Origin of the sequence: Kribbella sp. CA-294648 (assembly GCF_050943845.1) — a bacterium.
In the GTDB taxonomy this organism is placed as follows: Bacteria; Actinomycetota; Actinomycetes; order Propionibacteriales; family Kribbellaceae; genus Kribbella.
The window spans coordinates 7,302,108-7,326,071 of the sequence record NZ_CP191981.1 but is presented as its reverse complement, the minus strand read 5'-3'; the positions used below and the strand labels follow the sequence as shown (position 1 = coordinate 7,326,071).

Annotated in this window: 23 protein-coding genes; 14 read left to right on the top strand and 9 right to left on the bottom strand. The window is 68.2% G+C overall.

Features of this window, described 5'->3' with window-relative positions; genetic code table 11:
- Window positions 1–12: 12 nt before the first annotated feature.
- On the top strand, window positions 13–1,017 hold the full coding sequence (locus ACQPYM_RS34795) for a BtrH N-terminal domain-containing protein (protein WP_433023450.1): 1,005 nt from the start codon (window positions 13–15) through the stop codon (window positions 1,015–1,017).
- Here ACQPYM_RS34795 and ACQPYM_RS34790 read toward each other — a convergent pair.
- Window positions 1,014–2,222 carry a DUF2079 domain-containing protein gene (locus tag ACQPYM_RS34790; RefSeq protein ID WP_433009205.1) on the bottom strand — a complete coding sequence of 403 codons (1,209 nt, stop codon included), beginning with the start codon at window positions 2,220–2,222 and terminating at the stop codon, window positions 1,014–1,016. The genes ACQPYM_RS34795 and ACQPYM_RS34790 overlap by 4 nt on opposite strands.
- Between ACQPYM_RS34790 and ACQPYM_RS34785 the strand changes: the two genes are divergently transcribed.
- A complete protein-coding gene (locus ACQPYM_RS34785; protein ID WP_433009202.1) occupies window positions 2,206–2,379 on the top strand; it encodes an ATP-binding protein in 174 nt (57 codons plus the stop codon). The genes ACQPYM_RS34790 and ACQPYM_RS34785 overlap by 17 nt on opposite strands.
- 125 nt (window positions 2,380–2,504) lie before the next feature.
- Here ACQPYM_RS34785 and ACQPYM_RS34780 read toward each other — a convergent pair whose 3' ends face one another.
- The gene (locus tag ACQPYM_RS34780; protein ID WP_433009200.1) at window positions 2,505–3,506 is read right to left on the bottom strand and encodes a GDSL-type esterase/lipase family protein; all 1,002 of its coding nucleotides are present in this window, start codon (window positions 3,504–3,506) and stop codon (window positions 2,505–2,507) included.
- A gap of 20 nt (window positions 3,507–3,526) precedes the next feature.
- Complete coding sequence (locus tag ACQPYM_RS34775) at window positions 3,527–4,396, bottom strand: LLM class flavin-dependent oxidoreductase (protein WP_433009197.1); 870 nt, start codon at window positions 4,394–4,396, stop codon at window positions 3,527–3,529.
- A 135-nt stretch (window positions 4,397–4,531) separates the two neighbouring features.
- Here ACQPYM_RS34775 and ACQPYM_RS34770 point away from each other — a divergent pair, with 135 nt between their 5' ends.
- From ACQPYM_RS34770 to ACQPYM_RS34760, 3 genes are all read left to right on the top strand, one after another.
- Window positions 4,532–5,524, top strand: a complete 993-nt coding sequence (locus ACQPYM_RS34770) for a threonine/serine dehydratase (protein WP_433009194.1) — start codon at window positions 4,532–4,534, stop codon at window positions 5,522–5,524.
- 4 nt (window positions 5,525–5,528) lie between these two features.
- Window positions 5,529–6,437, top strand: coding sequence for a ribonuclease Z (locus tag ACQPYM_RS34765; RefSeq protein WP_433009191.1), 909 nt, complete (start codon window positions 5,529–5,531; stop codon window positions 6,435–6,437).
- Between the two features lie 78 nt (window positions 6,438–6,515).
- The gene (locus tag ACQPYM_RS34760) at window positions 6,516–6,923 is read left to right on the top strand and encodes a nitroreductase family deazaflavin-dependent oxidoreductase (protein ID WP_433009188.1); all 408 of its coding nucleotides are present in this window, start codon (window positions 6,516–6,518) and stop codon (window positions 6,921–6,923) included.
- A 59-nt stretch (window positions 6,924–6,982) separates the two neighbouring features.
- Here ACQPYM_RS34760 and ACQPYM_RS34755 read toward each other — a convergent pair whose 3' ends face one another.
- Both ACQPYM_RS34755 and ACQPYM_RS34750 read right to left on the bottom strand, forming a co-directional pair.
- A complete protein-coding gene (locus ACQPYM_RS34755) occupies window positions 6,983–7,504 on the bottom strand; it encodes a hypothetical protein (protein WP_433009185.1) in 522 nt (173 codons plus the stop codon).
- Between the two features lie 152 nt (window positions 7,505–7,656).
- A complete protein-coding gene (locus tag ACQPYM_RS34750; protein WP_433009183.1) occupies window positions 7,657–8,793 on the bottom strand; it encodes an epoxide hydrolase family protein in 1,137 nt (378 codons plus the stop codon).
- Window positions 8,794–8,856: 63 nt separating this feature from the next.
- On the opposite strand from ACQPYM_RS34750, the gene ACQPYM_RS34745 reads away from it, so the two are divergent.
- A complete protein-coding gene (locus ACQPYM_RS34745; RefSeq protein WP_433009180.1) occupies window positions 8,857–9,795 on the top strand; it encodes a helix-turn-helix transcriptional regulator in 939 nt (312 codons plus the stop codon).
- Here ACQPYM_RS34745 and ACQPYM_RS34740 read toward each other — a convergent pair.
- Window positions 9,792–11,078 carry an FAD-binding oxidoreductase gene (locus ACQPYM_RS34740; protein WP_433009177.1) on the bottom strand — a complete coding sequence of 429 codons (1,287 nt, stop codon included), beginning with the start codon at window positions 11,076–11,078 and terminating at the stop codon, window positions 9,792–9,794. The two genes, ACQPYM_RS34745 and ACQPYM_RS34740, sit on opposite strands and share 4 nt — an antisense overlap.
- A gap of 76 nt (window positions 11,079–11,154) precedes the next feature.
- On the opposite strand from ACQPYM_RS34740, the gene ACQPYM_RS34735 reads away from it, so the two are divergent.
- The 5 genes from ACQPYM_RS34735 to ACQPYM_RS34715 all read left to right on the top strand — a co-directional run bounded on the left by ACQPYM_RS34735 (window position 11,155) and on the right by ACQPYM_RS34715 (window position 19,583).
- Entirely contained in the window at window positions 11,155–12,564 is a 1,410-nt protein-coding gene (locus ACQPYM_RS34735) for a PLP-dependent aminotransferase family protein (RefSeq protein WP_433009174.1), read from the top strand.
- Window positions 12,565–12,676: 112 nt separating this feature from the next.
- Window positions 12,677–14,092: a S1C family serine protease gene (locus ACQPYM_RS34730; protein WP_433009171.1), complete on the top strand. Its 1,416-nt coding sequence runs from the start codon at window positions 12,677–12,679 to the stop codon at window positions 14,090–14,092.
- A gap of 441 nt (window positions 14,093–14,533) precedes the next feature.
- On the top strand, window positions 14,534–18,157 hold the full coding sequence (metH, locus tag ACQPYM_RS34725) for a methionine synthase (RefSeq protein ID WP_433009168.1): 3,624 nt from the start codon (window positions 14,534–14,536) through the stop codon (window positions 18,155–18,157).
- Window positions 18,158–18,267: 110 nt separating this feature from the next.
- Window positions 18,268–19,056 carry a hypothetical protein gene (locus ACQPYM_RS34720; RefSeq protein ID WP_433009165.1) on the top strand — a complete coding sequence of 263 codons (789 nt, stop codon included), beginning with the start codon at window positions 18,268–18,270 and terminating at the stop codon, window positions 19,054–19,056.
- A gap of 50 nt (window positions 19,057–19,106) precedes the next feature.
- Window positions 19,107–19,583, top strand: coding sequence for an N-acetyltransferase family protein (locus ACQPYM_RS34715; protein WP_433009162.1), 477 nt, complete (start codon window positions 19,107–19,109; stop codon window positions 19,581–19,583).
- Between the two features lie 71 nt (window positions 19,584–19,654).
- On the opposite strand, the gene ACQPYM_RS34710 is transcribed toward ACQPYM_RS34715, so the two are convergent.
- A complete protein-coding gene (locus tag ACQPYM_RS34710) occupies window positions 19,655–20,002 on the bottom strand; it encodes an ArsR/SmtB family transcription factor (protein ID WP_433009159.1) in 348 nt (115 codons plus the stop codon).
- 105 nt (window positions 20,003–20,107) lie between these two features.
- On the opposite strand from ACQPYM_RS34710, the gene ACQPYM_RS34705 reads away from it, so the two are divergent.
- Together ACQPYM_RS34705 and ACQPYM_RS34700 are read left to right on the top strand one after the other, a co-directional pair.
- Window positions 20,108–21,547, top strand: coding sequence for an MFS transporter (locus ACQPYM_RS34705; RefSeq protein WP_433009156.1), 1,440 nt, complete (start codon window positions 20,108–20,110; stop codon window positions 21,545–21,547).
- Between the two features lie 106 nt (window positions 21,548–21,653).
- Window positions 21,654–22,427, top strand: coding sequence for a class I SAM-dependent methyltransferase (locus ACQPYM_RS34700; protein WP_433009153.1), 774 nt, complete (start codon window positions 21,654–21,656; stop codon window positions 22,425–22,427).
- On the opposite strand, the gene ACQPYM_RS34695 is transcribed toward ACQPYM_RS34700, so the two are convergent.
- Window positions 22,407–22,946, bottom strand: coding sequence for a GNAT family N-acetyltransferase (locus tag ACQPYM_RS34695; RefSeq protein ID WP_433009150.1), 540 nt, complete (start codon window positions 22,944–22,946; stop codon window positions 22,407–22,409). The two genes, ACQPYM_RS34700 and ACQPYM_RS34695, sit on opposite strands and share 21 nt — an antisense overlap.
- A gap of 87 nt (window positions 22,947–23,033) precedes the next feature.
- Here ACQPYM_RS34695 and ACQPYM_RS34690 point away from each other — a divergent pair, with 87 nt between their 5' ends.
- On the top strand, window positions 23,034–23,396 hold the full coding sequence (locus ACQPYM_RS34690; RefSeq protein WP_433009147.1) for a YciI family protein: 363 nt from the start codon (window positions 23,034–23,036) through the stop codon (window positions 23,394–23,396).
- Between the two features lie 10 nt (window positions 23,397–23,406).
- Here the strand turns inward: ACQPYM_RS34690 and ACQPYM_RS34685 are convergent, their stop codons facing one another.
- Window positions 23,407–23,946, bottom strand: a complete 540-nt coding sequence (locus ACQPYM_RS34685; RefSeq protein WP_433009144.1) for a dihydrofolate reductase family protein — start codon at window positions 23,944–23,946, stop codon at window positions 23,407–23,409.
- Window positions 23,947–23,964 lie beyond the last annotated feature (18 nt).

The window sequence follows — 23,964 nt, the reverse complement described above, 5'->3', positions numbered from 1 at the left end:
GTACGGGCGTCGGTGGTGGGAGGGGTGAGTGGTGTGGGTGTGGTGGCAGGGGTGCGAGGGTTGGGGATGCAGCATTGTGAGACGACGGCGCTTGGGGTGTTGTTGCGACATGTTGGGGTTGAGCTGTCTGAGCCGATGGTGTTTGGGCTTGGGGCTGGGGTGTCCTTTGTTTACTGGGACAGCAAGGCGATGGGGTTTCCGTTTCTGGGTGGGCGGGTCAAGCCGTTTGAGTTGACCAGGAATCTTGCCGACGTGCTCGGGCTCGAGTTGCAGGTCGAGGAGACATCCTCCGCGCGCAAGGCTTGGCAGAACGTGGTGGCACCGCTGGACGCCGGGCGACCGGTTGGGCTGCAGCTCGACAGCTATCACCTCGACTACTTCAGCACCAAGGTGCACTTCGGCGGTCACGTCGTGGCCATGTACGGCTATGACGAAGAGAATGCCTACCTGGTGGACACCGAGCAGCAGGGCGGAAAGGTCTCGACGAGCCTCGCCAGCCTGGCCAAGGCAAGGGCCGAGCGGGGCCCGATGACCGCCAAGCACCGTTCCTTCACCATCACGGCACCCAGCAGCCTGCCGTCACTACGAGACCGGATCATCCCAGCCATCAAGACCTGCGCCCACGCCTTCCTCAACCCACCCATCGCGAACCTGGGTCACCGGGGCATCGACAAGACCGCCAAGCAGGTGCCCAAGTGGCTGGAGCGCACCGACAACCCGGCGGAGGACCTGCCCCGAGCAGCCCTCCTGATGGAGAAGGCCGGCACCGGCGGCGCCCTGTTCCGCAACCTCTACCGGGACTTCCTCGCCGAGTGCGCCCAACACCTCGACAACACCCACCTCCGCACGGGCCACACCCTGTACGCCGAGGCGGCCACCCTTTGGACAGAGGTAGCCGCACTCGTCGCGAAAGCAGGCGAATCCAGCGACGCGAAGCACCTCACCCAGGCCGCATCAATCCTCCACGACCTCGCACGCATCGAACGCGAAGCAATGCAAGCACTCAGCGAGCTCTAACGCTGGCTTGCATCCTGATGGTGCAGGAGAACCAGTCCGTCGGCTTGGGCGATCACGTCACCGGCGCGGACCCAGGCGGTGTGGTCGGGGTCCGTGACCGGTGTCAGCGTCCACTCGGTCTGGTGGCGGGCTTTCAGCAGGTAGACGTCGGTACGGGACGTCAGGTGTGGGGCGATGGTGTCTGTCGTGCTGACCGTGGCGTTGTCCGGGATCAGTGCTGCCAGACGATCCGCGGAGGCAGTGAACGGCCGGCGATGACCCGGCCCGTCTGCTGCTGAGGACTGGACGAAGAGAGCCAGACAGGTGGCTGCCAGTGCGCCCGTGATCGCTCGCCGCGTCCAGAGCCCCGCGCGCCCCGCCATGCGCGGCCGGAGTAGCGCCAAGGAGTGCACCAGGGCACAGAAGAGCACAGGCATCAGTACTGCGTCGTAGTGGAACGTCGGGATCCAGTACAGGTTGTAGGTACTGCCGAGCCGCCACGTGAGCGTAGGCAGGAGCAGCAGGATCAGCGGTGACCGCAGGGCCAGGAAGAGCGTTGGCAGCAGCAACAGCAGGACCAGATGCAGCTTGCCCGGATCGAAGAGCTGTCCGGCCAGTGCGGGATCCGGTGCTTTGAGACCCCCCTCACTCAGGTAGCCATAGTTGCCATAGGCACTGAATGCCGGGATGACCACGAACACCGCCGTCAGCGAGGCGATCGTGCCGCCCGCGGCAGTGAGCAATCCGAGCCGCCGGGTCTCCGGACGCAACGCGATCAGTACGCCCAGCGCGGCCAGGGTCAAGCCGAGATCCTCCTTGACGAGCACCAGTACCGAGGCGATGGCGACAGCTCGCCCCGGGCGCCCGGACAACCACTCGACCAACGCGAAAGCCACCAGCGGCACGGCGAACGCGATCTCGTGGAAGTCGAAGGTGATCGCGTTCAGCAGCCCCCAGGACAACCCGTAGCAACTCCCGAGCACCAGCCCTGCTCGCGTCCCCATGACCGCACAAGCTAGCCGCGTGATCGGAAAGATCGATGCCGCGAGCAACAATGCCTGCGCGACCAGCAGCGTCTCGGCGTGCGGGGACAGGCGGTAGAAGGGTGCCAGCACGACCAGGATCGGATGGAAGTGGTCACCGAGCAGGATCAGCTGAGGATCGCGCAGGGTCGACGGAGCGGGGATTCCGGTACCGGCGCGGGAGCAGGTGTTCGAGCGGTTCATCAGGCTGGACGAAGCGAGAAGCCGGGACGCCGGAGGGGTCGGCCTCGGACTCGCGATCGCCCACGAAATCGCCGAACGGCATGACGGGTCGCTGAAGATCGCCGATTCACCCGAGGGCGGAGCCCGCCTGACGCTGTCCCTCAGAGCAGAAGGGTGAGAGTGCCTGGACCGCCCCCACTCACCAACCCCCGCCGGGCGGTCACCTTGCGGTCGTGCTGAGCGGCTGGGGCCATTGGCGGACGAGCTTTGTGAGTGGCGGCGGTCCGGCGATGCGCGTGGTGTTCAGAGCGGGAGAGTGAGGAGGGGCGCCAGGCGGGTGGCGATGAGGCGGTAGCCGTCGGGGTTGGGGTGGACGTCGTCGGCGTACAGGGTCTGGGCTTCTTCGGTGGTGAGGATGGTGCGGCCGTCGATCAGTTGCAGGTCGGGGTCGCGGCGGGTGCGGGCACCGAGTTCGACGCAGGCGCGGATGTCGTCGAGGGTGAGGCCGAGGGCGTTCGGTTTGCCTTCGAGGTTCGGGGCGGTCAGCGGGGTGACGACGACGATCGGGGTGTGCGGGTGGCCGTCGCGCACGGTCGACAGAAACGCCTCGACCTGGCCGGGCAGGGTGCGGCCGCCGAAGGTCTCGCCGCCGTAGATGTTGATGCCGAGGCAGAGTGAGATCAATCGGGCCGGGGTGTCGCGGATGGTCCGGGCCGCGATCGGGTCGAGGTGGCACTCACCGGCGAAACCGAGCGCGACCAGATCCCACCCGTGCTGCCGCGCGACCAGCGCCGGCCAGGTCTCGGACGGCCCGGCGGAACCCGTGCACTGCGTGATCGAACTCCCGTAGGTGATCCACCGCGGCCCGACCGGCGGCAACGCCTCAGCCTCCCCGTCGAACACCACCTCCCGCACACCGATCGCACCCCCATGAGGCAACCAGATCTCCACCACAACCGACTCGACCGGCAGTTCGACTGTGATGCGTTGCTCGCCGGCTTGAACGGGGTGGCGTTGGTGGAGTTTGCCGTTCACGAGGAAGTCGACGGGGGCGATCTCCTGGTAGATGTCCAGCGATGCCCGCAGTTCCAGGGTCACCGACGACGCCGACGTACGCCACGTCGCCCGTACGCCGGCCGGTGTGGCGGCGCGTGACCACAGCCGGTGTCCCGGCCGCTCGGGCCGGCCCAGCCAGTCGTGGACTTCGAACGGTTGCTCCCGAGGATCCAGTCGCCAGAACGTCATCCAGCCGTCGGAGTCCACGGTTCGATGCCGGTAGCCGGTCCACAGCGGATGAGTCGCCACAGCGAACCAGGCTATAACGATCAGCCCGCCAGCAGCGGTTTCACCTCCGAGCCGAGGAACCGCGCAAACGCGTCGAGATCAGCCTCGTCGCTGCAGGGCTGGACAGAAATGCCCGTCACCCCGGCGCCCGCCAGGTCCAGCATCCGGTCGGCGATGGCACGAGCATCACCGGCAGCACCGACCTCCGGCCCGCCCGGCATGCCGTAGGTGCCCAGCTCCGCATCGACGCGGGCGCGCGCATCCGGCCCGGTGGCGACAATCAGGGTCGCGTACACCTCATGCCCGGACTCGGCCTTGGCGAGCGTGGCCGTGGTCGACTCCTTCACCGTGGCAACGTCCAGCCCGAGCGCGAGCATCGTGCCGGTGCCGAGCTCACCCGCCGCGCTGAGGGATTTCGGCCCGGCAGCGCCGATCAGCAGTGGCGGCGACTGCGACGGGGGATAGGTCAGTCTGACCTCCTCCAAGCGCACGTACTGTCCGGACACGGTCACCTCCTCACCGTCGAGCAACCGCCGCAGCGCCGTCGCATACTCCCGCAGCAACGTGAGCGGCGCCTCCGCGCGAACCCCGGCCTGCTCCATCCACAGCTGTACGCCGTGACCGATACCGCCCACGAACCGGCCGGGGAAGAGCCGATCGATGGTCGCGAGCTCCATGGCCGCCTGGGCGACGGATCTCAACGGCACCGGCAACAACGCGATGCCGACCCGCACCCGCTCGGTCGCAGCCAAAGCGGCCACCGCGCTGGCGACGGCGCTCTCCTTGAAACAGTCCTCCGACACCCAGAAGTCGTCCAGTCCGGCAGTCTCGGCCGAGACCGCCGCAGCCCTGATCGACTCCGGCGGCATCGACGGGGGAAACACCAGTCCGAGTCGCAGCTGATCAGTCATCACCCCATCGTCGCCGACCCCACCGACAGTTTCGGGCCCACAGAGTGCCAGCGCATCCAAGGACGCCGGCTTCAGCAGGAGACCGGCGCGCAAACGGTTCGAGAGCCCTCGCGATCGCCGGATAGCCTGGCCGGCATGACGCAAGAGCTCACCGAGGAACTGTCGCCCGCCCAGATCGCCGCCAGGTCGGAGCAGGTTGCGCTGCGGTTGCGGCCGCATCTGCCGCCTACGCCACTGCAGCGATTCGGAGCCTTCAGCGACGAGTTGGGCGCGGAGGTGCTGGTGAAGTGTGAGCATCTCCAGCGCACCGGCTCGTTCAAGGCGCGGGGAGCGATGGCGAAGATTCTGACGCTGACCGACGAGCAGCGCGAGCGCGGAGTGGTGACGGCCTCGACCGGCAACCACGCGCTCGGCGTCGGCAACGCGCTCGCCACGCTCGGCGGCCGCGGCATCGTCTACCTGCCGGAGAACGCCTCGCCCAGCAAGGTCGCCGCGCTGCGCCGGTTCGGGCTGGAGCTCCGTGCCGAGGGCAACGATTCCGGCGTACTGGAACCGGTGGCGCGGGCGTACGCCGCCGAGCACGGGCTGACCTACGTCTCGCCGTACAACGACCCGGACATCATCGCCGGGCAGGGCACCGTGGGCGTGGAGATCCTCGAGCAGCTGGCCGGTGAGAAGCTCGACGCCGTGGTGATCGCGGTCGGCGGCGGTGGCCTGGTCAGCGGAGTCGCCGCGGTGCTCAAGCGGCATCTTCCGGACGTGAAGGTGTACGGCGCTTCGCCGGTCGTGGACGCGGCGATGGCCGCGTCGATCGAGGCGGGGGAGATCGTCCAGGCCGACGGGCAGGACACCTTGGCGGACGGTACGGCGGGCAGCGTCGAGCCCGGCAGCATCACGTTCGAGCTGTGCCGCGAGCTGGTCGACGACTGGGTGCTCGTCCCGGAAGAGGCGATCAAGGACGCCCTGCGGATGGTCATCGACACCGAGCACCAACTGATCGAAGGCTCGGCCGCGATGGCGATCGCGGCGGCGCGACTCCGTAGTACGGAGCTGGCCGGGCAGCGGGTCGCGATCGTGTCTTGCGGCGGCAACATCTCGTCCAGCACGTTGGCAGCTGCACTAGCCTGAGCCGGTGCGAGAACTGGTTGTGCTGGGCACCAGTAGTCAGGTGGCGTCGCGCGAGCGGAACCAGAACGGCTACTTCCTGCGCTGGGACTCCGAAGGCTTCCTCTTCGATCCGGGCGAAGGCACCCAACGGCAGATGCTGTACGCCGGTGTCCCGGCGACCGCGATCACCCGGCTCTGCGTCACGCACTTCCACGGCGACCACTGCCTCGGCGTACCGGGCGTGATCCAGCGGCTCTCCCTCGACAAGGTGCAGCATCCGGTGCACGCGCACTATCCGGCATCGGGTCAGGAGTACTTCACCAGACTCCGGTACGCCGCCTCGTTCTTCGAGCGGGCCGAACTGCGGGAGGAGCCCGTCGAGGAGGACGGGCTGCTCTCGGTCGGGTCGTTCGGTCAACTCTGGGCGCGACGGCTTGAGCACCCCGTTGAGTCCTTCGGCTACCAACTGATCGAGCCGGACGGCCGGCGGATGCTCCCTGAACTGCTGACCCGGTACGGCGTGAGCGGGCCGGCCGTCGGTCGGTTGCAACAGGCCGGGTCGCTGGTCGTCGACGGGCGCAGGGTCAGCATCGAGCAGGTCAGCGAGCCGCGGCCGGGACAACGGTTCGCGTTCGTGATGGACACCCGGCTCTGCGAGGGCGTCTTCCGGCTCGCGGACCAGGCCGATCTGCTGGTGATCGAGTCGACCTTCCTGTCCTCGGAAGCGCAGCTGGCCAGGAACTTCGGCCACCTGACCGCACGCCAGGCGGCTCGGGTCGCTCAGGAGTGCGGGGTGCGCAAGCTGGTGCTCACCCACTTCTCCCAGCGCTACACCGATCCCACGCTCTTCTACCAGGAAGCCGCCGCCGAGTTCGACGGCGAGATCGTGGTCGCCGCCGACCTGGCTCGGATCCCGGTGCCGACTCGCCGGTGACCCTTGGTCGACGAGCGGGAACATCGGCTCCCGGATTATGGTTCTACTTTGTATTACCCGCGTAAGCAAGGAGATCGCATGCTGTACGGAGCAGAACACATCAAGCGCTACGAGGAGACCGACGGCGCGGAGGGCTACGACTGGGGTGACCACGGCGCGCACATCCTCATCCTGACCACCATCGGCCGCAAGTCGGGCGAGGAGCGGAAGAACGCACTGATCTACCGCGAGGTCGACGGCGGCTACGCGATCGTGTCCTCCTACGGCGGTGCGCCGAAGAACCCGGACTGGCACTTCAACCTGGAGGCCGACCCGAACGTCAAGGTCCAGATCAAGGCCGACAAGTTCGCCGCCAAGGCGCGCGTCGCCTCGCCGGAAGAGCGGGCGAAGATCTGGCCGCTGATGGCCGAGGTCTGGCCCGACTACAACGAGTACACCAAGAAGACCGACCGGGTCATCCCGATCGTCATCCTCGAACGCGCCTAGGCGGCGCCCACCTGATCGACGAACGGCAGCCCGCCCCGCAGGAAGGGCTGCCGTCGATCTCAGCCGGCGCCCGTGGTCCCGCCGGACGCGATGATGACACCGTTGCTCTTGTAGACGTAGCCCTCGGCGTTGAAGACGTAAGGGGCACCGCTGGCGCTCTGCGACAGCCCCGGGGTCGTGCAGCGTGTCTTGGGCGCGATTATCGCTCCGGTGCCGTTCGGGTCGGAGCACGCGAAGGTGTATTCCCGGCCGTCGTTCGGGTTGTAGAGGCGGACCAAGCCGTTGCCGTGCTCGCCGGTCCCCAGTTGCTGGTAGAGGATCACCCAGCCGTAGTACAGGTACTTGCCGTTCACTGGCCGCCTGCACATCTGGACGGCGCCGATGGCACGCGGCGTGCTTTCGAGCGTCTTGATGTACGCGGCGGCCAGTAATGCGCCGGTCCCGTACCCGGCGCAGTTCGGGTCCGCCGCGGCTACGGTCGGCGGGGCGCTCGGCCGGGCGGCGGTGGCGGTTGAACCGCCGGCCGAGGCAGTCAGGGCGGTTAGCAGGATGGCGGTCAGGAGCAGGCGGAGTTTCGTCACAGGGGGCGTCCCTTCGATCGGGTGCGGTGTGCGAAAGCCCATCGTGGCAGTGGGTCGCTGGTTGAAGCGGCCGAGAGCCTTGCAGGTTCATCCAAGTTCCGAGGGCACGCAGACCTTGCGTGCCCTCGGCATCCGTCCCTGACGTCCGAGCCCTAGCGCAGGTCGCGGAAGAAGTCGCGGACGTCGGTCATCAGCAGGTCCGGCTCCTCCAGGGCCGCGAAGTGGCCGCCGCGGTCGACGTCGGTCCAGCGGGTGATGGTGTTCTGGTCCTCGGAGTACTTGCGGATGCAGACGTCGTGCGCGAACGCGATCACGCCGGTCGGGACGCCCGAGTTCTCCGGCTGTACGCCCCACTCGGTCATCGCGTAGCCGACGTACGCCGCCGAGCCGGCCGTGCCGGTCAGCCAGTAGAGCATCACGTTGGTGAGCAGGGTGTCCCGGTCGATGATCTGGTCGGGCAGCGTCGCCCGCGGATGCGTCCACTCGCGGAACTTGTCCATGATCCAGGCCAGCTGTCCGACCGGTGAGTCGACCAGCGCGTACGCGATCGTCTGCGGCCGGGTCGACTGGATCGCGATGTAGCCGAACTCCTCCTGCATGAACGCCTTGATCCGCGCCATCCGGTCCTGCTCCAGCGGAGTCAGCGCGGCCAGCTCCTCCTCCGACAGCTGCATCGGCGGCAGGTTCGGCCCACCGTTCACGTGTACCCCGACGACGTGGTCCGGCGCCGACCGGGCCACCTCCGGCGAGACGGCTCCACCGATGTCGCCGCCCTGTACGCCGTACCGGTCGTAGCCCAGTTGCTCCATCAGCTTGGCCCAGGTCTTGCCGATCCGCGCTCTGGTCCACCCGGTCTCGCTGACCGGGCCCGAGAAGGCGAAGCCGGGCAGCGAGGGGATGACCAGGTGGAACGCGTCGGCCGCGTCGCCACCGTGCGCGACCGGGTCGGTCAGCGGGCCGATCAGGTCCAGGAACTCGACCACCGACCCCGGCCAGCCGTGCGTCAGGATCAGCGGCAGCGCGTCGGGCTCGGCCGACTTCACGTGCAGGAAGTGGATCTGCTGACCGTCGATCTCGGTGATGAACTGCGGATGGGCGTTGAGCTGCTTCTCCGCCGCGCGCCAGTCGTACTCCGTGCGCCAGTACTCGACCAGCTCGCTCAGCCAGCCGACCGGTACGCCGGTGTCCCAATCGTCACCGGGCAGCGGGGCCGGCAGCCGGACCTGGTCGAGCCGGGTCTTGAGGTCGTCGAGCTTGCTCTGCGGGATGTCGATGCTGAAAGGCTTCATGTCTCCGACTCTGCCGCCCACCTAGGTCAGCTTCCGTCCTAGCTAGATGACAGACTTGAAAACATGCTGGAAACCTCCGCACGTCTCCTCAAATTGCTCTCCCTGCTGCAGTCGCCGCGCGACTGGAGCGGTACCGCGCTGGCCGAGCAGTTGGGCGTCGGCGTACGGACCGTTCGTCGCGATGTCGAGAAGCTCCGCAACCTGGGCTACCCGGTCGACGCCGTACCGGGCGTGGCCGGCTACCGGCTCGGTGCCGGGGCCGCACTGCCGCCGCTGCTCCTCGACGACGAAGAGGCTGTCGCGGTGGCGATCGGACTGCGCGCGGCCGCGACCGGGAACGTGGCTGGGATCGAGGAGTCGTCGGTCCGGGCACTGACCAAGCTGGAGAAGGTACTACCGTCCCGGCTGCGTCATCGGGTGCGATTGCTGCAGTCGGTCGCCGTGACTCCATCGGTCGGCGCCTCCGTGTCACCCGATGTGGTGATGGCGGTCGCGACGGCCTGCCGGGATCACCAACGACTCCGCTTCGACTACCGCAGTCATGACGGCACCTCCACGGTCCGTACGACGGAACCGCATCGCCTCGTCCACACCGGCCGCCGGTGGTACCTGGTCGCTTGGGATCTCGACCGCGACGACTGGCGAACCTTCCGCCTCGATCGGCTGGAACCGCGCATCCCCACCGGTCCGCGGTTCACCCCGCGCGAGGCGCCCGACCTCGCCTCCACCACCCGCGGCGTCGCGTGGGGCGCCTATCGTCACCAAGCCCGCTTCATCCTGCAGGCCCCGGCGGCCGTGATCGCCGACCGCATCGCCCCCACAGTCGGATCGGTCGAGGCCATCGACGACACGAGTTGCGCCTTCACGACCGGGGCCAACACGCTCGACGAACTGCTCCTCTACGTCGGCCTGCTCGGCATCGACTTCCGCATCGAGTCGCCCCAGGAACTGATCGACCACGTCCCCGTCCTCACGGCCCGCCTCACCGCCGCGACGGGTTAGCCGGCCGGCTTGATGTTCTGGTTGAGGTGGAAGACGTTGGTCTGGTCCCAGATGGTCTTCAGGGTGGTGAGGCGGGCCAGCTTGGCGGGTGGGAAGGCGCGACCGATGCTGTCGCCGTTCATCATGTTGAAGTAGGCGCCACCGGCGTACTGCTCGAGGGTTGCGGCGTACGCGCGGACGGTGGCGATCCGGTCCTCGTCGTCGGCGGGGTCCTCCCAGCGCGCGGCCGTGACGAACTCGAACAGGGTGTCCCGGTGACTGAACGCGGAATCGTCGTCCGGTACGTCGGAGATCGCGCCGCCGTAGGCCTGCAGGCTCGCGCCGATGCCGGGGTTGCGCAGCAGGGCGCGGATCGCGTCGTCGGGGAGTGCCTTGAAATAGTGGCCCTTCCAGTACCGGCGATAGCGGTGGCCCTGGATGCTGTCCTCCCGGGTCTGCAGGGTCAGGTACGACAGTTCCTCGACGGTCTCGCTCGTCGCGGTGCCGAATGCTCTGAACGCTTCAAGCAGTGCGTCCGGGTTGCCGGGCTCACCGACCCAGACGAATCCGACAGTGACTTGCTCGGCGTTGAGGCTCGCGGTGAAGGTCGCCTGGCGGGGAGCCGAGGCGTTGAGGTCGCGCCAGGCCCGGAGTACCGGGAAGGCGTCGGCGATCGGATAGGTGAAGGCGGCGACGATCGCTCGGGTGCCGATGTGGTGCAGGCGGAACTCGAATTCCGTCACGATGCCGAAGTTGCCGCCGCCACCGCGCAGGCCCCAGAACAAGTGAGGGTTCTCGGTCGCCGACGCGGTGACGACCTCGCCGTCGGCGGTGACCAGTTCGTACGAGATCACGTTGTCGCAGGCCAGGCCGAACTGCCGGGCCAGCCAGCCCATGCCGCCGCCGAGGGTCAGACCGCCGACGCCGGTGTGCGAGACGTTGCCGGCGGTCGTGGCGAGACCGTACTTCTGTGCTTCCCGGTCGAGGTCGCCCAGGAGGGCGCCGCCTTGGACGCGGGCGACCTTGGCGCCTGGGTCGACCTCGACCGCGCCCATCGGCGTCAGGTCGATCATCAGGCCGCCTTCGGGAACGGCGAGGCCGGCGATGCTGTGCCCGCCGCACCGGACGGCGATCTCGAGTTGGTTGGCCCGGGCGTACCGGACGGCGGCAGCGACCTCCGCCGTACTGCGGCAGCGGGCGATCGCGGCCGGGTGGCGATCGACCATCGCGTTCCACACCGTTCGCGCCTCGTCGTAGCCGGCGTCACCGGGGTGCAACAGGGTCAGGGTCTCGGTCGCGGTCATCGTGCTGCTCCTCTACTCAATGTCCTGGTGCTCACCAGCCTGACAGCGGACCGGTACGCCGATAAGGTCCAGTTGTATGAGCCGATCCAGGACCAATTCCGGTACCGGCGAGCTGCTGGTCGAGCTTCGCCGGGACAGTGGGGTGCCGCTGCACCAGCAACTCGAGAGCGGGATCCGGGAGCGGATCCGGCAGGGTTTGCTGCGCGCCGACACGGTCCTGCCGGCCACCCGGGCGCTGGCGAGCGACCTCGGACTGTCCCGGGGTGTGGTGGTCGAGGCCTATCAGCAGTTGGTTGCCGAGGGCTACCTTGTCAGCCGGACCGGTGGGTATACCCAGGTCGCACCGGCGGCGGCCCGGATTCCTCAACATGACAAGGCGAAACCGTCGCTGAGTGGCCCACCGCGGATCGACTTCCGGTACAGCCGCCCTGATGTCAGCCAGTTCCCCCGAGCGGCCTGGTTGCGGTCGATCCGGAAGGTGCTCAACGAGACGCCGCACGACGCGCTGGCCTATCTGGACGGCCGGGGTTCGGTGGCGCTCCACGAGGCGCTCTCCGACTATCTCAACCGAGTGCGCGGAACGTCGGCGGTGGCCGAGAACATGCTGATCTGCAACGGGTTCGCGCAGGGTTCGCGACTGCTGTTGCAGGTGCTCGCCGCGGCCGGCTATCGGAAGCTGGCGGTCGAGGATCCGTCCGACAACGAGCTCCGCGCCGTTGCGGCCGCCGCCGGGCTGGAGTCGGTCGGAGTACCGGTGCTGGAGACAGGGCTGGACGTGGAGGCGCTCGAGCGGTCGGGGGCGGACGTCGTACTGGTGACGGCGGCGCACCAGTTTCCGACCGGAGCGGTGACGTCGGCGGGGACGCGGGCGGCGCTGGTCGAGTGGGCGAACCGGCGGGGTGGCCTGGTCATCGAGGACGACTACGACGCGGAGTACCGGTATGACCGGGAGCCGATCGGGGCGATGCAAGGGTTGGCGCCGGACCGGGTCGCGTATGCGGGGACGGCGAGCAAGACGCTCGCGCCGGGGCTGCGGCTGGGCTGGATGATCCTGCCGGACTGGCTGGTCGAACCGATGGCGGAGGCGAAGTTCGTCGACGATCGCGGGTCGTCGGTGCTGGACCAGATGACCTTCGCGGACTTCGTGGCGCGCGGGGAGTTCGACCGGCATCTGCGGCGGATGCGGCCGCGGTACCGGGTTTTGCGGGACACGCTGGTCGGGCGGCTGGCCGAGAAGGTGCCGGATCTGCAGCCGATCGGGGTGTCGGCGGGGCTGCACGTGATGACCTGGTTGCCGCCGGATCTGAGCGAGGCGGAGGTGGTGCGGGCCGCGCTCGAACGAGGGCTGGGGGTTTACGGGCTCGCGCCCTACTGGGTCGACGGCGGCCGGGAAGGGCTGGTCTTCGGGTACGGCGGGCTGACCGAGAAGGCGGTTGTCGAGGGCATCGATCTGCTGGCTGAGGCGGTGGCCGCGGTCCGGCGGTAGGTGGGCTAGGTCACTGCGCATTCTCAGGTGATTCATCGGTTGGGCCGCTGGTCCTCTCAGACTGCCGAGGTCTACTCGATCTCAGGCAGGAAACGCTGAGGAGGCAAAGGACATGGAGCCGCAGCAGTACTCGCAGTACGGGGCACCGCAGAACGGGCAGAACTACGGGGCGCCCGGTTATGGGCAGCCCGGTTATGGGCCGCAGTGGGGTCCGCAGTGGACGCCTCAGCAACCGCCGCGGCGGCGGAGGCGGGTGCCGATGGTGATCGGGGCGTTGGGACTGGCGGCTGTGCTGGCCACCGGTTCTGTTGCCTGGGGCATCGATCAGCACCTGGACCGGAACACCGCGACGATGGCACAGGTGATGAATCCGCCGGCGGTGGCGGCGGAGGTCTCGCCCGGGTTGGTGGATGTGAACACCGTGCTCGGGTTCGAGGGCGCTCGCGCGGCCGGCACCGGGATCGTGCTCACCTCCGACGGCGAGATCCTCACCAACCACCACGTGATCCAAGGCGCGACCGAAATCTCCGTTACCGATATCGGCAACGGCAAGACCTACTCGGCCGCAGTGGTCGGGTACGACGCTACGCACGACATCGCAGTACTGAAGTTGAAGGACGCCTCCGGGCTGGAAACGGCGAAGATCGGCGACTCGTCCAAGGTGGCGCTCGGGGATCAGATCGTGGGCATCGGCAATGCGGGTGGGGTCGGCGGTACGCCGAGCTTCGCGCCGGGCAGGGTCACGGGTCTCGACCAGGCGATCACCGCGACCGACGAGTCCGGCGCCGACCCCGAGCAGCTGACCGGGCTGATCCAGACGGACGCGAACATCCAGGCGGGTGACTCGGGTGGGCCGCTTGCCAATGCAGCCGGGGAGGTCGTCGGCGTCGACACCGCGGCCGGCACAAGCAATCCCGGCAACGGCACCTCCGGGCAGACTGCCTACCAGCCGAACCTCAACCCCAGCAACACATCCAGCACCACGATCGCCGCCCTCACCGCTTTCGGTAACCCAGGCAACGGCAACGGCTCGGCTGACAACCCAGGTTTCGGCAGCGGGTCTGGTGGCGGCAGCGGCTTCGGTGACCAGGGCAACGGCCAGGGGCAGGGCGCCGATGGCCAAGGCGCCGACGGGCAAGGCCAGGGCCAGGGGCAGGAGGCGACCGGGTATGCCGTGCCGATCAATGAGGCGCTGGAGATCGTCGGTCAGATCGAGGCCGGCAACGCGTCGACGGACGTGCACATCGGCAGCTCCGCGATGCTCGGCATCTCCGTCCTCGCGAACGCCAACGGCACCACCGGCGCCGTCGTCAACGACGTGATCGCGAACGGCAAAGCCGACCAGGCCGGCCTCGAACCAGGCGACGTGATCACCGCCTTCGCCGGCAAGCCAGTCACCACCCCCGACACCCTCTCAACCCTCCTCAACCAACGCCGCCCCGGCGACAAGGTCTCCGTCACCTGGACCGACCAAACCGGCCACCCCCACACCAAAACCATCGAACTAGCCACCGGCCCGGTCCGCTGACCCCCCTCCCGCCCAGCGGACCGCCCGACGGGCCCGGCGCACTCCACCCCCTCGGAGCGCCCGGGCCCGGTCACGCGACCAGCCCGGCGTACTGTCCCGGCCGACAGGAGGTGCCCGGCTCCGCATAGTGCGCTTGAGCGTGAGTCGGCACCCCGTATACGGCGTTCCGAAGCTGCACTACCTGTCCTTCGGGACATCCCGCCTTCGGAGCATTCCAATGTCCACTTCGGCACTGATTCCCTGGTCATTCACCGTGGCCGTCTCAGGATGGACAGGGTGGGTCTCAGCACTCGGTCGGGGGTTTCTGTATCGGTTGTCTCGATCAGTAAGATGGCGGTCCAGGTCGAGAGGCGCTGCGACGGGCCCGGAGGGTCCGCCACGCTCGGTCTGGCTTGACCGAGTAAGGGCGCCTCCGGAAACTCTTCTGGAGGTGGCCGAAAGGTGACGGATCGTCGGACCGAGAGCGCGCCCGCGCGGTTGCGGACCCTGCTGGACCAGCGGATCGCGATCCTGGACGGTGCCTGGGGCACCATGCTCCAGGACGCGAAGCTGACGCCGGAGGACTATCGCGGCGACCGCTTCGCCGAGCACACGCACGACGTCGCCGGCGACCCGGACCTGCTCAACCTGATGCGTCCGGACCTGATCCTGGACGTGCACCGGCAGTACCTCGACGCCGGCGCCGACATCACCACCACGAACACCTTCACCGCGACCAGCATCGGCCAGGCCGACTACGGGCTGCAGTCGCTGGTGCGGGAGATGAACCTGGAAGGCGTCCGGCTGGCCCGCCAGGCGGCCGACGAGGCCGGCGGCAAGTTCGTGGCCGGCTCGGTCGGCCCGCTGAACGTCACCCTGTCGCTGTCGCCGCGGGTGGAGGACCCGGCGTACCGGGCGGTGTCCTTCGAGCAGGTGCGGGACGCGTACGCCGAGCAGATCTCCGCGCTCGCCGAGGGTGGTGTCGATCTGCTGCTGATCGAGACCATCTTCGACACGCTGAACGCCAAGGCCGCGATCGCCGCCGCCCGGGAGGTGGCGCCCGAGGTGCCGCTGTGGATCTCGCTGTTCGTCGACATCTCCGCTCGGACGCTGTCCGGGCAGACGGTCGAGGCGTTCTGGAACTCGATCGAGCACGCCAAGCCGCTGGTGGTCGGGGCGAACTGCTCGCTCGGTGCCGCCGACCTGCGTCCGCACGTCGCCGACCTCGCCCGCTTCGCCGACACCTACGTCGCGACCCACCCGAACGCGGGCCTGCCGAACGCCTTCGGCGGGTACGACGAGACGCCGGACGAGACCGGCGGGATGCTCGGCGAGTTCGCGGAGTCCGGGCTGGTCAACATCGTCGGCGGCTGCTGCGGTACGACGCCGGCGCACATCGCCCAGATCGCCAAGGCGGTCCAGGGCGTCGCGCCGCGGCAGGTCGTCGCGCCGTCCGGGCAGACCCGGTTCAGCGGGCTGGAGCCGTTCACGATCGGCCCCGACACCGGCTTCGTGATGATCGGCGAGCGGACCAACGTGACCGGCTCGGCCCGGTTCCGCCGGCTGATCGAGTCCGGTGACCACCAGGCCGCGCTGGACGTCGCGCTGGAGCAGGTCCGCGGCGGCGCGAACCTGCTGGACGTGAACATGGACGCCGACCTGCTCGACAGCGAGGAGGCGATGACCACCTTCCTCAACCTGGTCGCGACCGAGCCCGAGGTGGCCCGGATCCCGATCATGATCGACAGCTCCCGGTGGTCGGTGCTCGAGGCGGGACTGAAGTGCGTGCAGGGCAAGGGCGTGGTCAACTCGATCAGCCTGAAGGAGGGCGAGGAGCAGTTCCTCGAGCAGGCCCGGCGGATCCGCGACTACGGCGCGGGTGTGGTCGTGATGGCCTTCGACGAGCAGGGCCAGGCCGACACGGTCGAGCGCAAGGTGGAGATCTGCGGCCGCGCCTACGACCTGCTCACCCAGAAGATCGGCTTCCCCGCCGAGGACATCATCTTCGACCCGAACGTGCTCGCCGTCGCCACCGGCATGTCCGAGCACAACGGCTACGCCAAGAACTTCATCGAGGCGCTGCCGCTGATCAAACAACGCTGTCCGGGCGTCCACCTCAGCGGCGGCATCTCGAACCTGTCGTTCTCGTTCCGCGGTAACGACATCGTCCGCGAGGCGATGCACTCGGCCTTCCTGTACCACGCGGGCAAGGTCGGCCTGGACATGGGAATCGTGAACGCCGGCCAGCTCGCGGTCTACCAGGACATCCCGGCGGACCTGCTGGAACTGGTCGAGGACGTCATCTTCGACCGGCGCGAGGACGCGACCGACCGGCTGGTCAGCTTCGCCGAGAACGTGAAGGGCAAGGGCACCCAGCGCGAGGTCGACCTGTCCTGGCGCGAGGGCACCGTCGAGGAGCGGCTGTCGCACGCGCTCGTGCACGGCATCGTGGACTTCATCGAGGAGGACACCGAGGAGGCCCGGCTGACCCGCAAGCGGCCGCTCGAGGTGATCGAGGGCCCGCTGATGGACGGGATGAAGATCGTCGGCGACCTGTTCGGCGCGGGCAAGATGTTCCTGCCGCAGGTGGTGAAGAGCGCGCGGGTGATGAAGCGCTCGGTGGCCTACCTGGAGCCGTTCATGGAGGCCGAGAAGGAGCTGGCCCGGCAGGAGGGCCGCGCGGAGGCGATCCGCGGTCAGGGCAAGGTCGTGCTGGCCACGGTCAAGGGCGACGTGCACGACATCGGCAAGAACATCGTCGGCGTGGTGCTCGGCTGCAACAACTACGAGGTGATCGACCTCGGCGTGATGGTGCCGGCGGCAAAGATCCTGGACACCGCGATCGCCGAGGGGGCCGATGTCGTCGGGCTGTCCGGGCTGATCACCCCGTCGCTGGACGAGATGGTTGCGGTCGCCGCCGAGATGAACCGGCGCGGGCTCAAACTTCCTTTGCTGGTGGGTGGTGCGACCACCTCGAAGCAGCACACCGCGGTCCGGATCGCACCGGCGTACGACAACACGACGGTGCACGTGCTGGACGCGTCGCGGGTGGTCGGTGTGGTCGCCGACCTGCTCGACGACGACCGTGCCGAAGCGCTTGCCGTCAGCAACCGTGCGGCCCAGGAGGTACTGCGCGAGCAGCACGCCAACAAGCAGCGCAAACCGCTGCTGACCATCGAGGCGGCGCGGGCGAACCGGGAGCGGGTCGACTACGGCGAGATCCCGGTCCCGGAGTTCACCGGGTTGCGGCGGGTGTCGCCCGACCTGGAGACGCTGCGCGCGATGATCGACTGGCAGTTCCTGTTCCTGGCCTGGGAGTTGAAGGGCAAGTACCCGGCAATTCTGGAGCAGCCGGTCGCGCGCGAGCTGTTCGACGACGCGAACGCGATGCTCGACCAGATCGTCGCCGACAAGTCGTTCACCGCCGAGGGGGCCTACGCGTACTGGTGGGCGCACAGCGAGGGTGACGACATCCTGCTGGACGACCTTGGGGTGTCGTTCCCGATGCTGCGGCAGCAGACCGAGAAGCCGGCCGGCCGCGAGAACCGTTGCCTGGCCGACTACATCGCACCGTCGGGTGACCACCTCGGTGGGTTCGCGGTGGCAATCCATGGTGCGGAGGACCTGGCCGCGCAGTACGAGGCACAGAACGACGACTACAAGGCGATCATGGTGAAGGCGCTGGCCGACCGGCTCGCCGAGGCGTTCGCCGAGTGGATCCACCTGGAGGCGCGCAAGGGCTGGTTCGAGCCGGACGCGGAGCCGCTGCTGGAAGACCTGCACGCGGAGCGGTTCCGTGGCATCCGGCCGGCGCTCGGTTACCCGGCGAGCCCGGACCACAGCGAGAAGAAGTTGCTGTTCGACCTGCTCGAGGCGGACAAGCTCGGCCTCGGCCTGACCGACTCGTACGCGATGACACCGGCCGCGGCGGTCAGCGGCCTGATCTTCGCCAGCCCGGCGGCGAAGTACTTCAGCGTCGGCCGGGTCGGCAAGGACCAGATCACCGACTACGCCGAGCGTCGCGGTCTCCCACTCGAGGAGATCGAACGCTGGCTCCGTCCCAACCTCGCCTACGAGCCCGACTAGTTTCGCTGCGTTGCAAGAAGCTGCAATTTGGCAGGGGTGGCTGGTTGCCGGCCGGAACCTCTGGGATGGTTCGAGTCTCTGGCCTGCGAGCCCGTTCCTGAGGAGAAGCCTTGAAGCCTGTCCGCCTGTCTGTGTTGCTAGCAGCTGTTGCCGGCCTGCTCGGTGCCCTGCTCGTCGGTACTCCGGCCAGCGCCGCCGGTACCTCGTTTCACGCTTGGATCACCTGCGATGCGGGGACGAACAAGATCACCACCGGCGTCACCGGCCAGTACGGCGTGCCCGCCAACACGGCGGTGAAGGTGGAGTTCAAGGTCGAGTCGGGGTACTACGCGACGGCGACCGCCTCGGCCAAGATTCCGGCGACGGGTAGCGTCATCACGGTCGCCGGCAAGTCGAGCGCGACCGGCGATCTGACGGTCAACGGGTACACCCGCGACTTCCCGATCAGCGGCTACCTCTTCTACACCGAGAAGGTGACCGCCACGGTGAAGGACACAGCTGGTGGCATCCTGACCAGCCGGAGCGCCAGCTGCAACTACGACCATCACACCACCGTCACGCTGACCTGCGACCACGACACCCAAACCATCACCGCCCGGCTCGACGGCGCGCAGTACGGCGAGGCGCAGCCGATGGGGCTGGACATCAAGTGGGACCGCAGTACCACCTCACAGGCCTCGGCAACCGACCCCGTCTTCACCATGCAGCGCTTCACGTGGGCCACGCACAACGTGACCCCCGCCAACGGCACCATCACCGACGTCGGCTTCTCCAGTCCTGCCACCGACCGCTACTACCAGTCGCAGACAGTCTGGGCGACGGTCAGCTCGCCGTACACAGGTCGAACCCTCGGCAGCGGCACCGCCACCTGCGTCTACTCCGACCACCGCAACGACTGACCCACTCGACCTGGCCGGTACTGCGAACCGGCCAGGTCTACAGTGACGGGATGACTGTCACCCTGCGCGCCGCCACCGCGGGCGATGCCGACGCGATCGCCTCGATTTGGTACTCCGGCTGGCCCGACGGGCATCTGGGTAACGTGCCGGACGAGCTGGTCGCGATCCGGACCGAGGAGTCGTTCTGGGAGCGGGTGCCGGACAAGATCGCGGACACCACCGTCGCGGTGGTCGGTGAGCAGATCGCCGGTTTCGTGATGGTGGTGGCCGACGAGGCCGAGCAGGTCTATGTCTCCAAGGAGCACCGCGGGACGGGAGTCGCCGCCGCGCTGCTCGCCGAGGCCGAGCGGCTGGTCAAGGCGAACGGGTACGACGAAGCCTGGCTGGCGGTTGCTAACGGCAACGATCGGGCCCGGCGCTTCTACGAACGCAGTGGCTGGACGCACGCGGAGGAGTTCGACTACCCGGCGCCCACCGACAACGGCCCCATCGCCGTCGCCTGCCACCGCTACGTCAAGCAGGTCTGAGCAAACCCGGGTCAGACGGGCGGAGGGCGCCGACCTCGAGCTGCCGAGCCGGTCGTGGGGAAACCAGCGGGTCAGCGCTGGGTAGGTCTGGCGGCTTCGGTTGATTCGTCGCATTCGGTGCCGGCCAGGATGGTGTCCAGCAGGCCGGGGTAGCGCGCCTCCAGGTCCTCGCGGCGCAGGGTGAGCAGGTTCTCCCGGCCGGACTGGCGCTGCCAGATCACGCCGCTCTCGCGGAGCACCCGCCAGTGGTGCGTCATCGTCGACTTCGACGAGAGCCCCAGCTCGGTCAGCACCGTCGTGCAGTTGTGGTCGCCACCGCTGTTCAGGATCCGGATCACCGCCAGCCGGACCGGGCTGCCGAGCGCTGACAGCACGCCGTCGATCCGGATCTGGTCGCGGTCGGGATGCCGGTAGCTCATAGTCCAACTGTACCTAAACAGTCCAACCTTTGGATCTCGCTTGCCTCGACGGTTCGGCTGTACGAGAGTATTCGTACTATCGAACTCACGAAAGGGCGCAAGCCTGTGACAACCACCGCCGTCCCGCCCGCCGCGCCACCGGTCACCCGACGGCTCGGCTGGGTGCTGACGCTGCTCGCGCTGGCCCAGTTGATCTTCGCGCTGGACCTCAACATCGTTTTCGTCGCACTCCCCGAGATCGGCCGCGATCTCGGCTTCCCCGGCCAGACCCAGCAACTGGTGGTCAGCGCGTACGTCGTACTGGCCGGTGGTTTCCTGCTCTTCGGCGGTCGCGCGGCCGATCTGCTTGGGAGGCGCCGGATGTTCGTGCTGGCGCTGACCATCTACGCGGTATCGTCGCTGGCGGGCGGTCTCGCGAACAGCGCTGAGCTGATCATCGCGGCCCGGGTGGTGCAGGGGATCGGCGGTGCGTTGCTGCTGCCGTCGACGCTCGCTCTGGTCACCACGCTGTTCGAGGAAGGGCCGCGGCGGAACCGGGCGCTCGCGGTCTGGGGTGGTGCCGGTGCCAGCGGCCTCACGCTCGGGGCGCTGCTCGGAGGTCTGCTCACCGAGCACTTCGGCTGGCCGGCCGTGTTCTTCGTGAACGTCCCGCTCGCCGGGATCGTCGCGCTCGCGGCGCTGGCCGTCATCCCGCGCGATCCGGCCCGCACGGTACGCCGCAAGTTCGACCTCCCGGGCGCCTTCAGCGTCACGGCCGGTGCGACCTTGCTCGTCTTCGGCCTGGTGGAAGGTCCCGAGCTCGGCTGGGGCGATCCGGTGATCGTCGGTGCGTTGGGATTGTCGGTCGTCGCGCTGGTGATCTTCGCCCTGGTGGAGTCGCGGAGCCTGGATCCGCTGATGCCGTTCCGGTTGTTCCGCAATCGCAGTCTCACCGTCGGGATGACCATCACCTTCCTGTTCATGGGGACGTTCGGGGTGCTGCCCTACTTCCTCACGATCCTGCTGCAGACGGTCCACGGCTTCAGCGCGCTGCAGACCGGCCTGGGCTTCCTGGTTCCGTCCCTGGCCATCGCCGCCGGGACCCAAATCGGCGAACGGCTGACCACCCGGATCGGCACCCGCGTGACGTTGCTGATCGGCTTCGCGGGCGGAGCCGTCGGTACCGTCGTCCTCGCGTTCGGCTTCGACGACCAGGCCGAGTACGGCGTACTGGTGCCGGGCCTGATCGTGATGGGCATCGGGCAGGGCATCGTCTGGACCGCGATGTGGATCGCGTCGTCCACCGGGATCGCGGCCGCCGAGCAGGGCGTCGCCAACGGGATCGCCTCCACCACGCTGAACCTGGGCAACGCGATCGGGCTGGCGGTCTTCACGGTCATCGCAGGCCGAGCGACCGAGGGCAAGACCGGTGATGCGCTGCGCGGCGCGATCGCGAACGGTGGGTTCCTGGTCGTACTGCTCTGCGCGGCCGTGATGTTGCTCGGCCTCCTGATCACACTGGCGCTCGACAAGGCCGGACCGCCCCCACTCACAAACCTCGATTGATCGCCCCCGGCCAAGCGTGTGCCGCCATGCGCCTGGGTGGAAACAGCACCTTTGTGAGTGGGGGCGGTCCGGGCCATTCCTCAGTGAAAGGCCTTAGTCTGCGGGGATGAGCGAATGGTCGCAGGGAGAGATCTACGAGTCGTACGTCGGACGGTGGAGCCGGCTGGTCGCGAAGGAGTTCGTGCGTGAGCTCGACCAGTCGCCCGGGTTGCGGTGGCTCGATGTGGGGTGTGGGACGGGCGCGTTGACCAGTGCGGTGCTGGCCTCGGCGGCGCCGGCCGAGGTGGTCGGGGTGGATCCGTCGGAGGGGTTCGTCGGGTACGCGCGGCGTACGGTGGCTGACGAGCGGGCACGGTTCGAGGTGCGGTCGGCGGCGCAACTGGCCGACTTCGGGGAGACCTTCGACGTCGTGGTGTCCGGGTTGGTGCTCAACTTCATCCCGGAACGCGTGGAGGCGTTGCGCATCCTGCGATCGATCGGCAAGACCGTCGCCGTCTACGTCTGGGACTACGCCGAGGGCATGCAGTTGATGAAGTACTTCTGGGATGCGGCCGGTGACGTCCGCCCGCAGGATCGGGAGCTGGACGAGGGCCGGTCGTTCCCGTTCAACAATCCCGCCGGGCTGGAGGGGATGTTCGCCGAGGCCGGCTTCACCGACATCGTCACCGGCGCGATCGTCGTACCGACCGTGTTCGAGTCGTTCGACGCTTACTGGAAGCCGTTTCTCGGCGGACAGGGAGTCGCGCCGGCGTACCTGCGCGGGCTCGACGACGAGAGTCAGCAGGCGATCCGCGCGCTGCTCGAGTCGCGGTTGCCGGCCAAGCCGGACGGCTCCATCGAACTCACGGCCCGCGCCTGGTCAGCCCGCGGTACGAGCTGATCGCCAATCCCTTCGCAGCAAGCCGAACAGCAGGTCGTCGGTCCACTCGTTCTTGAACCAGCTGTACTCCGGCCGGAACCCCTCCGGCCGGAAGCCGAGACGCTGCAGCAACCGCGCTGACGTGACGTTGCGGGCATCGCACTCGGCCGAGACGCGATGCAACTCGCGCTCGGTGAAAAGCTGCTCGAGCAGAGCACCGACCGCCTCGGTCGCATAGCCCTTGCCCTGGTACGCCGGTGCGAGGGTGAAGCCGAGATCGGCCTGCATCAGGTTGTCGGCGGTGTTGAGTCCGATATCGCCGATGAGCCGGCCATCGAGGTCGATCGCGTACTGGAACCAGCCAGGTGCCAGCGGATCGCCGGTCGCGAAGCCGGCCACCGTCGTACGGGCGTTGTCGAGGCTGAACGGCGCTTCCCACGACTGGTAGCGGGCGACCTCCGGAACCGAACGGTAGGCGGCGAAGGCTTCCGCGTCCTCGGGGCGGAAGTGGCGCAGCTCCAGTCGTGCGGTGGTGATCATCCACCCAGTATCGCGATGTCAAGAACGGCGGCTCGGCTGCGTCCTTGGGGTAAGGGCCGCAACGTGCGGCCGGGACGGAGGAGGGTGATGAGGTACTTGCTGGTCCTGCGGGTCAGCGGCGCGGTACTGGAGCAACTGACGGCCGAGCAACGCGAGGCGGTGCAGACCGGGCACCGGGAGCTGCAGCGGACCGCGACCGAGGCGGGAGAGTTGATCGGTACCGAGACGCTGGCCGACCCGTCGACAAGCACGATCGTCCACACTCAGAACGGCCGGCCGAAGGTATCGGTCGGCCACGCGGCGGACGAGTTCATGAGCAGCTACTACCTGGTCGACGTGGACAACCTGGACCGCGCCCTCGAACTGGCCAACCTCCACCCCGCCACCCGAATCAACGGCCTCGCCATCGAGATCCGCCCCGTCATGTCCACCAACACAACAGATCTCTGAACCTGCCGGCTCACACGACGCGGAACCACAGGTTTGTGGCGAGGGGGGCGGCTGTTGTGGTGAGGCGTTCGAGGTGGACGGTGTGGCCGCCGGGGTGGTTGAAGAGGGGGACGCCGTCGCCGAGCATGACCGGTGCGATGCAGGTCAGGACCTCGTCGAGTTCGCCCGCCTCCAGACACTGCCTGGCGATGTCGGCGCCGAGCACGTTCACGTACTTGTCGCCCGCGGCTTGCTTCGCCTGTGCCAACGCGGTGGCGAAGTCGTCGACGAAGTACAGGTCCTCGGGTGCGCTGTCCGGCACGCGGTGGGTGACGACGTACTGCGGGCCGTCCCACCCGCCGCCGAATGCTTCACCTTCGCCGCGTTCGCCCTTGTGGGGATCGTCCCCGTCGAAGGTCCGCCGCCCGACCAGCAGCGAGCCGATCCGCCCGACCAGCTCGTCGATCTCCGGATTGGGCCCGAGGTAGGGGGTCATCCACTGCATGTCCCCGCCCGGGCCCGCGATGTAGCCGTCCAGCGACATCGTCACCGAGTAGAGCACCTTCGCCATGATTCCCTCCGGCAGGTC

Bases quoted from the DNA above. Each gene is read 5' to 3' on its own strand.
- ACQPYM_RS34790 (WP_433009205.1), bottom strand. From the start codon at position 2,222: ATGAACCGCTCGAACACCTGCTCCCGCGCCGGTACCGGAATCCCCGCT.
- ACQPYM_RS34775 (WP_433009197.1), bottom strand. From the start codon at position 4,396: ATGACTGATCAGCTGCGACTCGGACTGGTGTTTCCCCCGTCGATGCCG.
- ACQPYM_RS34770 (WP_433009194.1), top strand. From the start codon at position 4,532: ATGACGCAAGAGCTCACCGAGGAACTGTCGCCCGCCCAGATCGCCGCC.
- ACQPYM_RS34760 (WP_433009188.1), top strand. From the start codon at position 6,516: ATGCTGTACGGAGCAGAACACATCAAGCGCTACGAGGAGACCGACGGC.
- ACQPYM_RS34750 (WP_433009183.1), bottom strand. From the start codon at position 8,793: ATGAAGCCTTTCAGCATCGACATCCCGCAGAGCAAGCTCGACGACCTC.
- ACQPYM_RS34745 (WP_433009180.1), top strand. From the start codon at position 8,857: ATGCTGGAAACCTCCGCACGTCTCCTCAAATTGCTCTCCCTGCTGCAG.
- ACQPYM_RS34740 (WP_433009177.1), bottom strand. From the start codon at position 11,078: ATGACCGCGACCGAGACCCTGACCCTGTTGCACCCCGGTGACGCCGGC.
- ACQPYM_RS34735 (WP_433009174.1), top strand. From the start codon at position 11,155: ATGAGCCGATCCAGGACCAATTCCGGTACCGGCGAGCTGCTGGTCGAG.
- ACQPYM_RS34730 (WP_433009171.1), top strand. From the start codon at position 12,677: ATGGAGCCGCAGCAGTACTCGCAGTACGGGGCACCGCAGAACGGGCAG.
- ACQPYM_RS34715 (WP_433009162.1), top strand. From the start codon at position 19,107: ATGACTGTCACCCTGCGCGCCGCCACCGCGGGCGATGCCGACGCGATC.
- ACQPYM_RS34710 (WP_433009159.1), bottom strand. From the start codon at position 20,002: ATGAGCTACCGGCATCCCGACCGCGACCAGATCCGGATCGACGGCGTG.
- ACQPYM_RS34700 (WP_433009153.1), top strand. From the start codon at position 21,654: ATGAGCGAATGGTCGCAGGGAGAGATCTACGAGTCGTACGTCGGACGG.
- ACQPYM_RS34695 (WP_433009150.1), bottom strand. From the start codon at position 22,946: ATGATCACCACCGCACGACTGGAGCTGCGCCACTTCCGCCCCGAGGAC.
- ACQPYM_RS34690 (WP_433009147.1), top strand. From the start codon at position 23,034: ATGAGGTACTTGCTGGTCCTGCGGGTCAGCGGCGCGGTACTGGAGCAA.
- ACQPYM_RS34685 (WP_433009144.1), bottom strand. From the start codon at position 23,946: ATGGCGAAGGTGCTCTACTCGGTGACGATGTCGCTGGACGGCTACATC.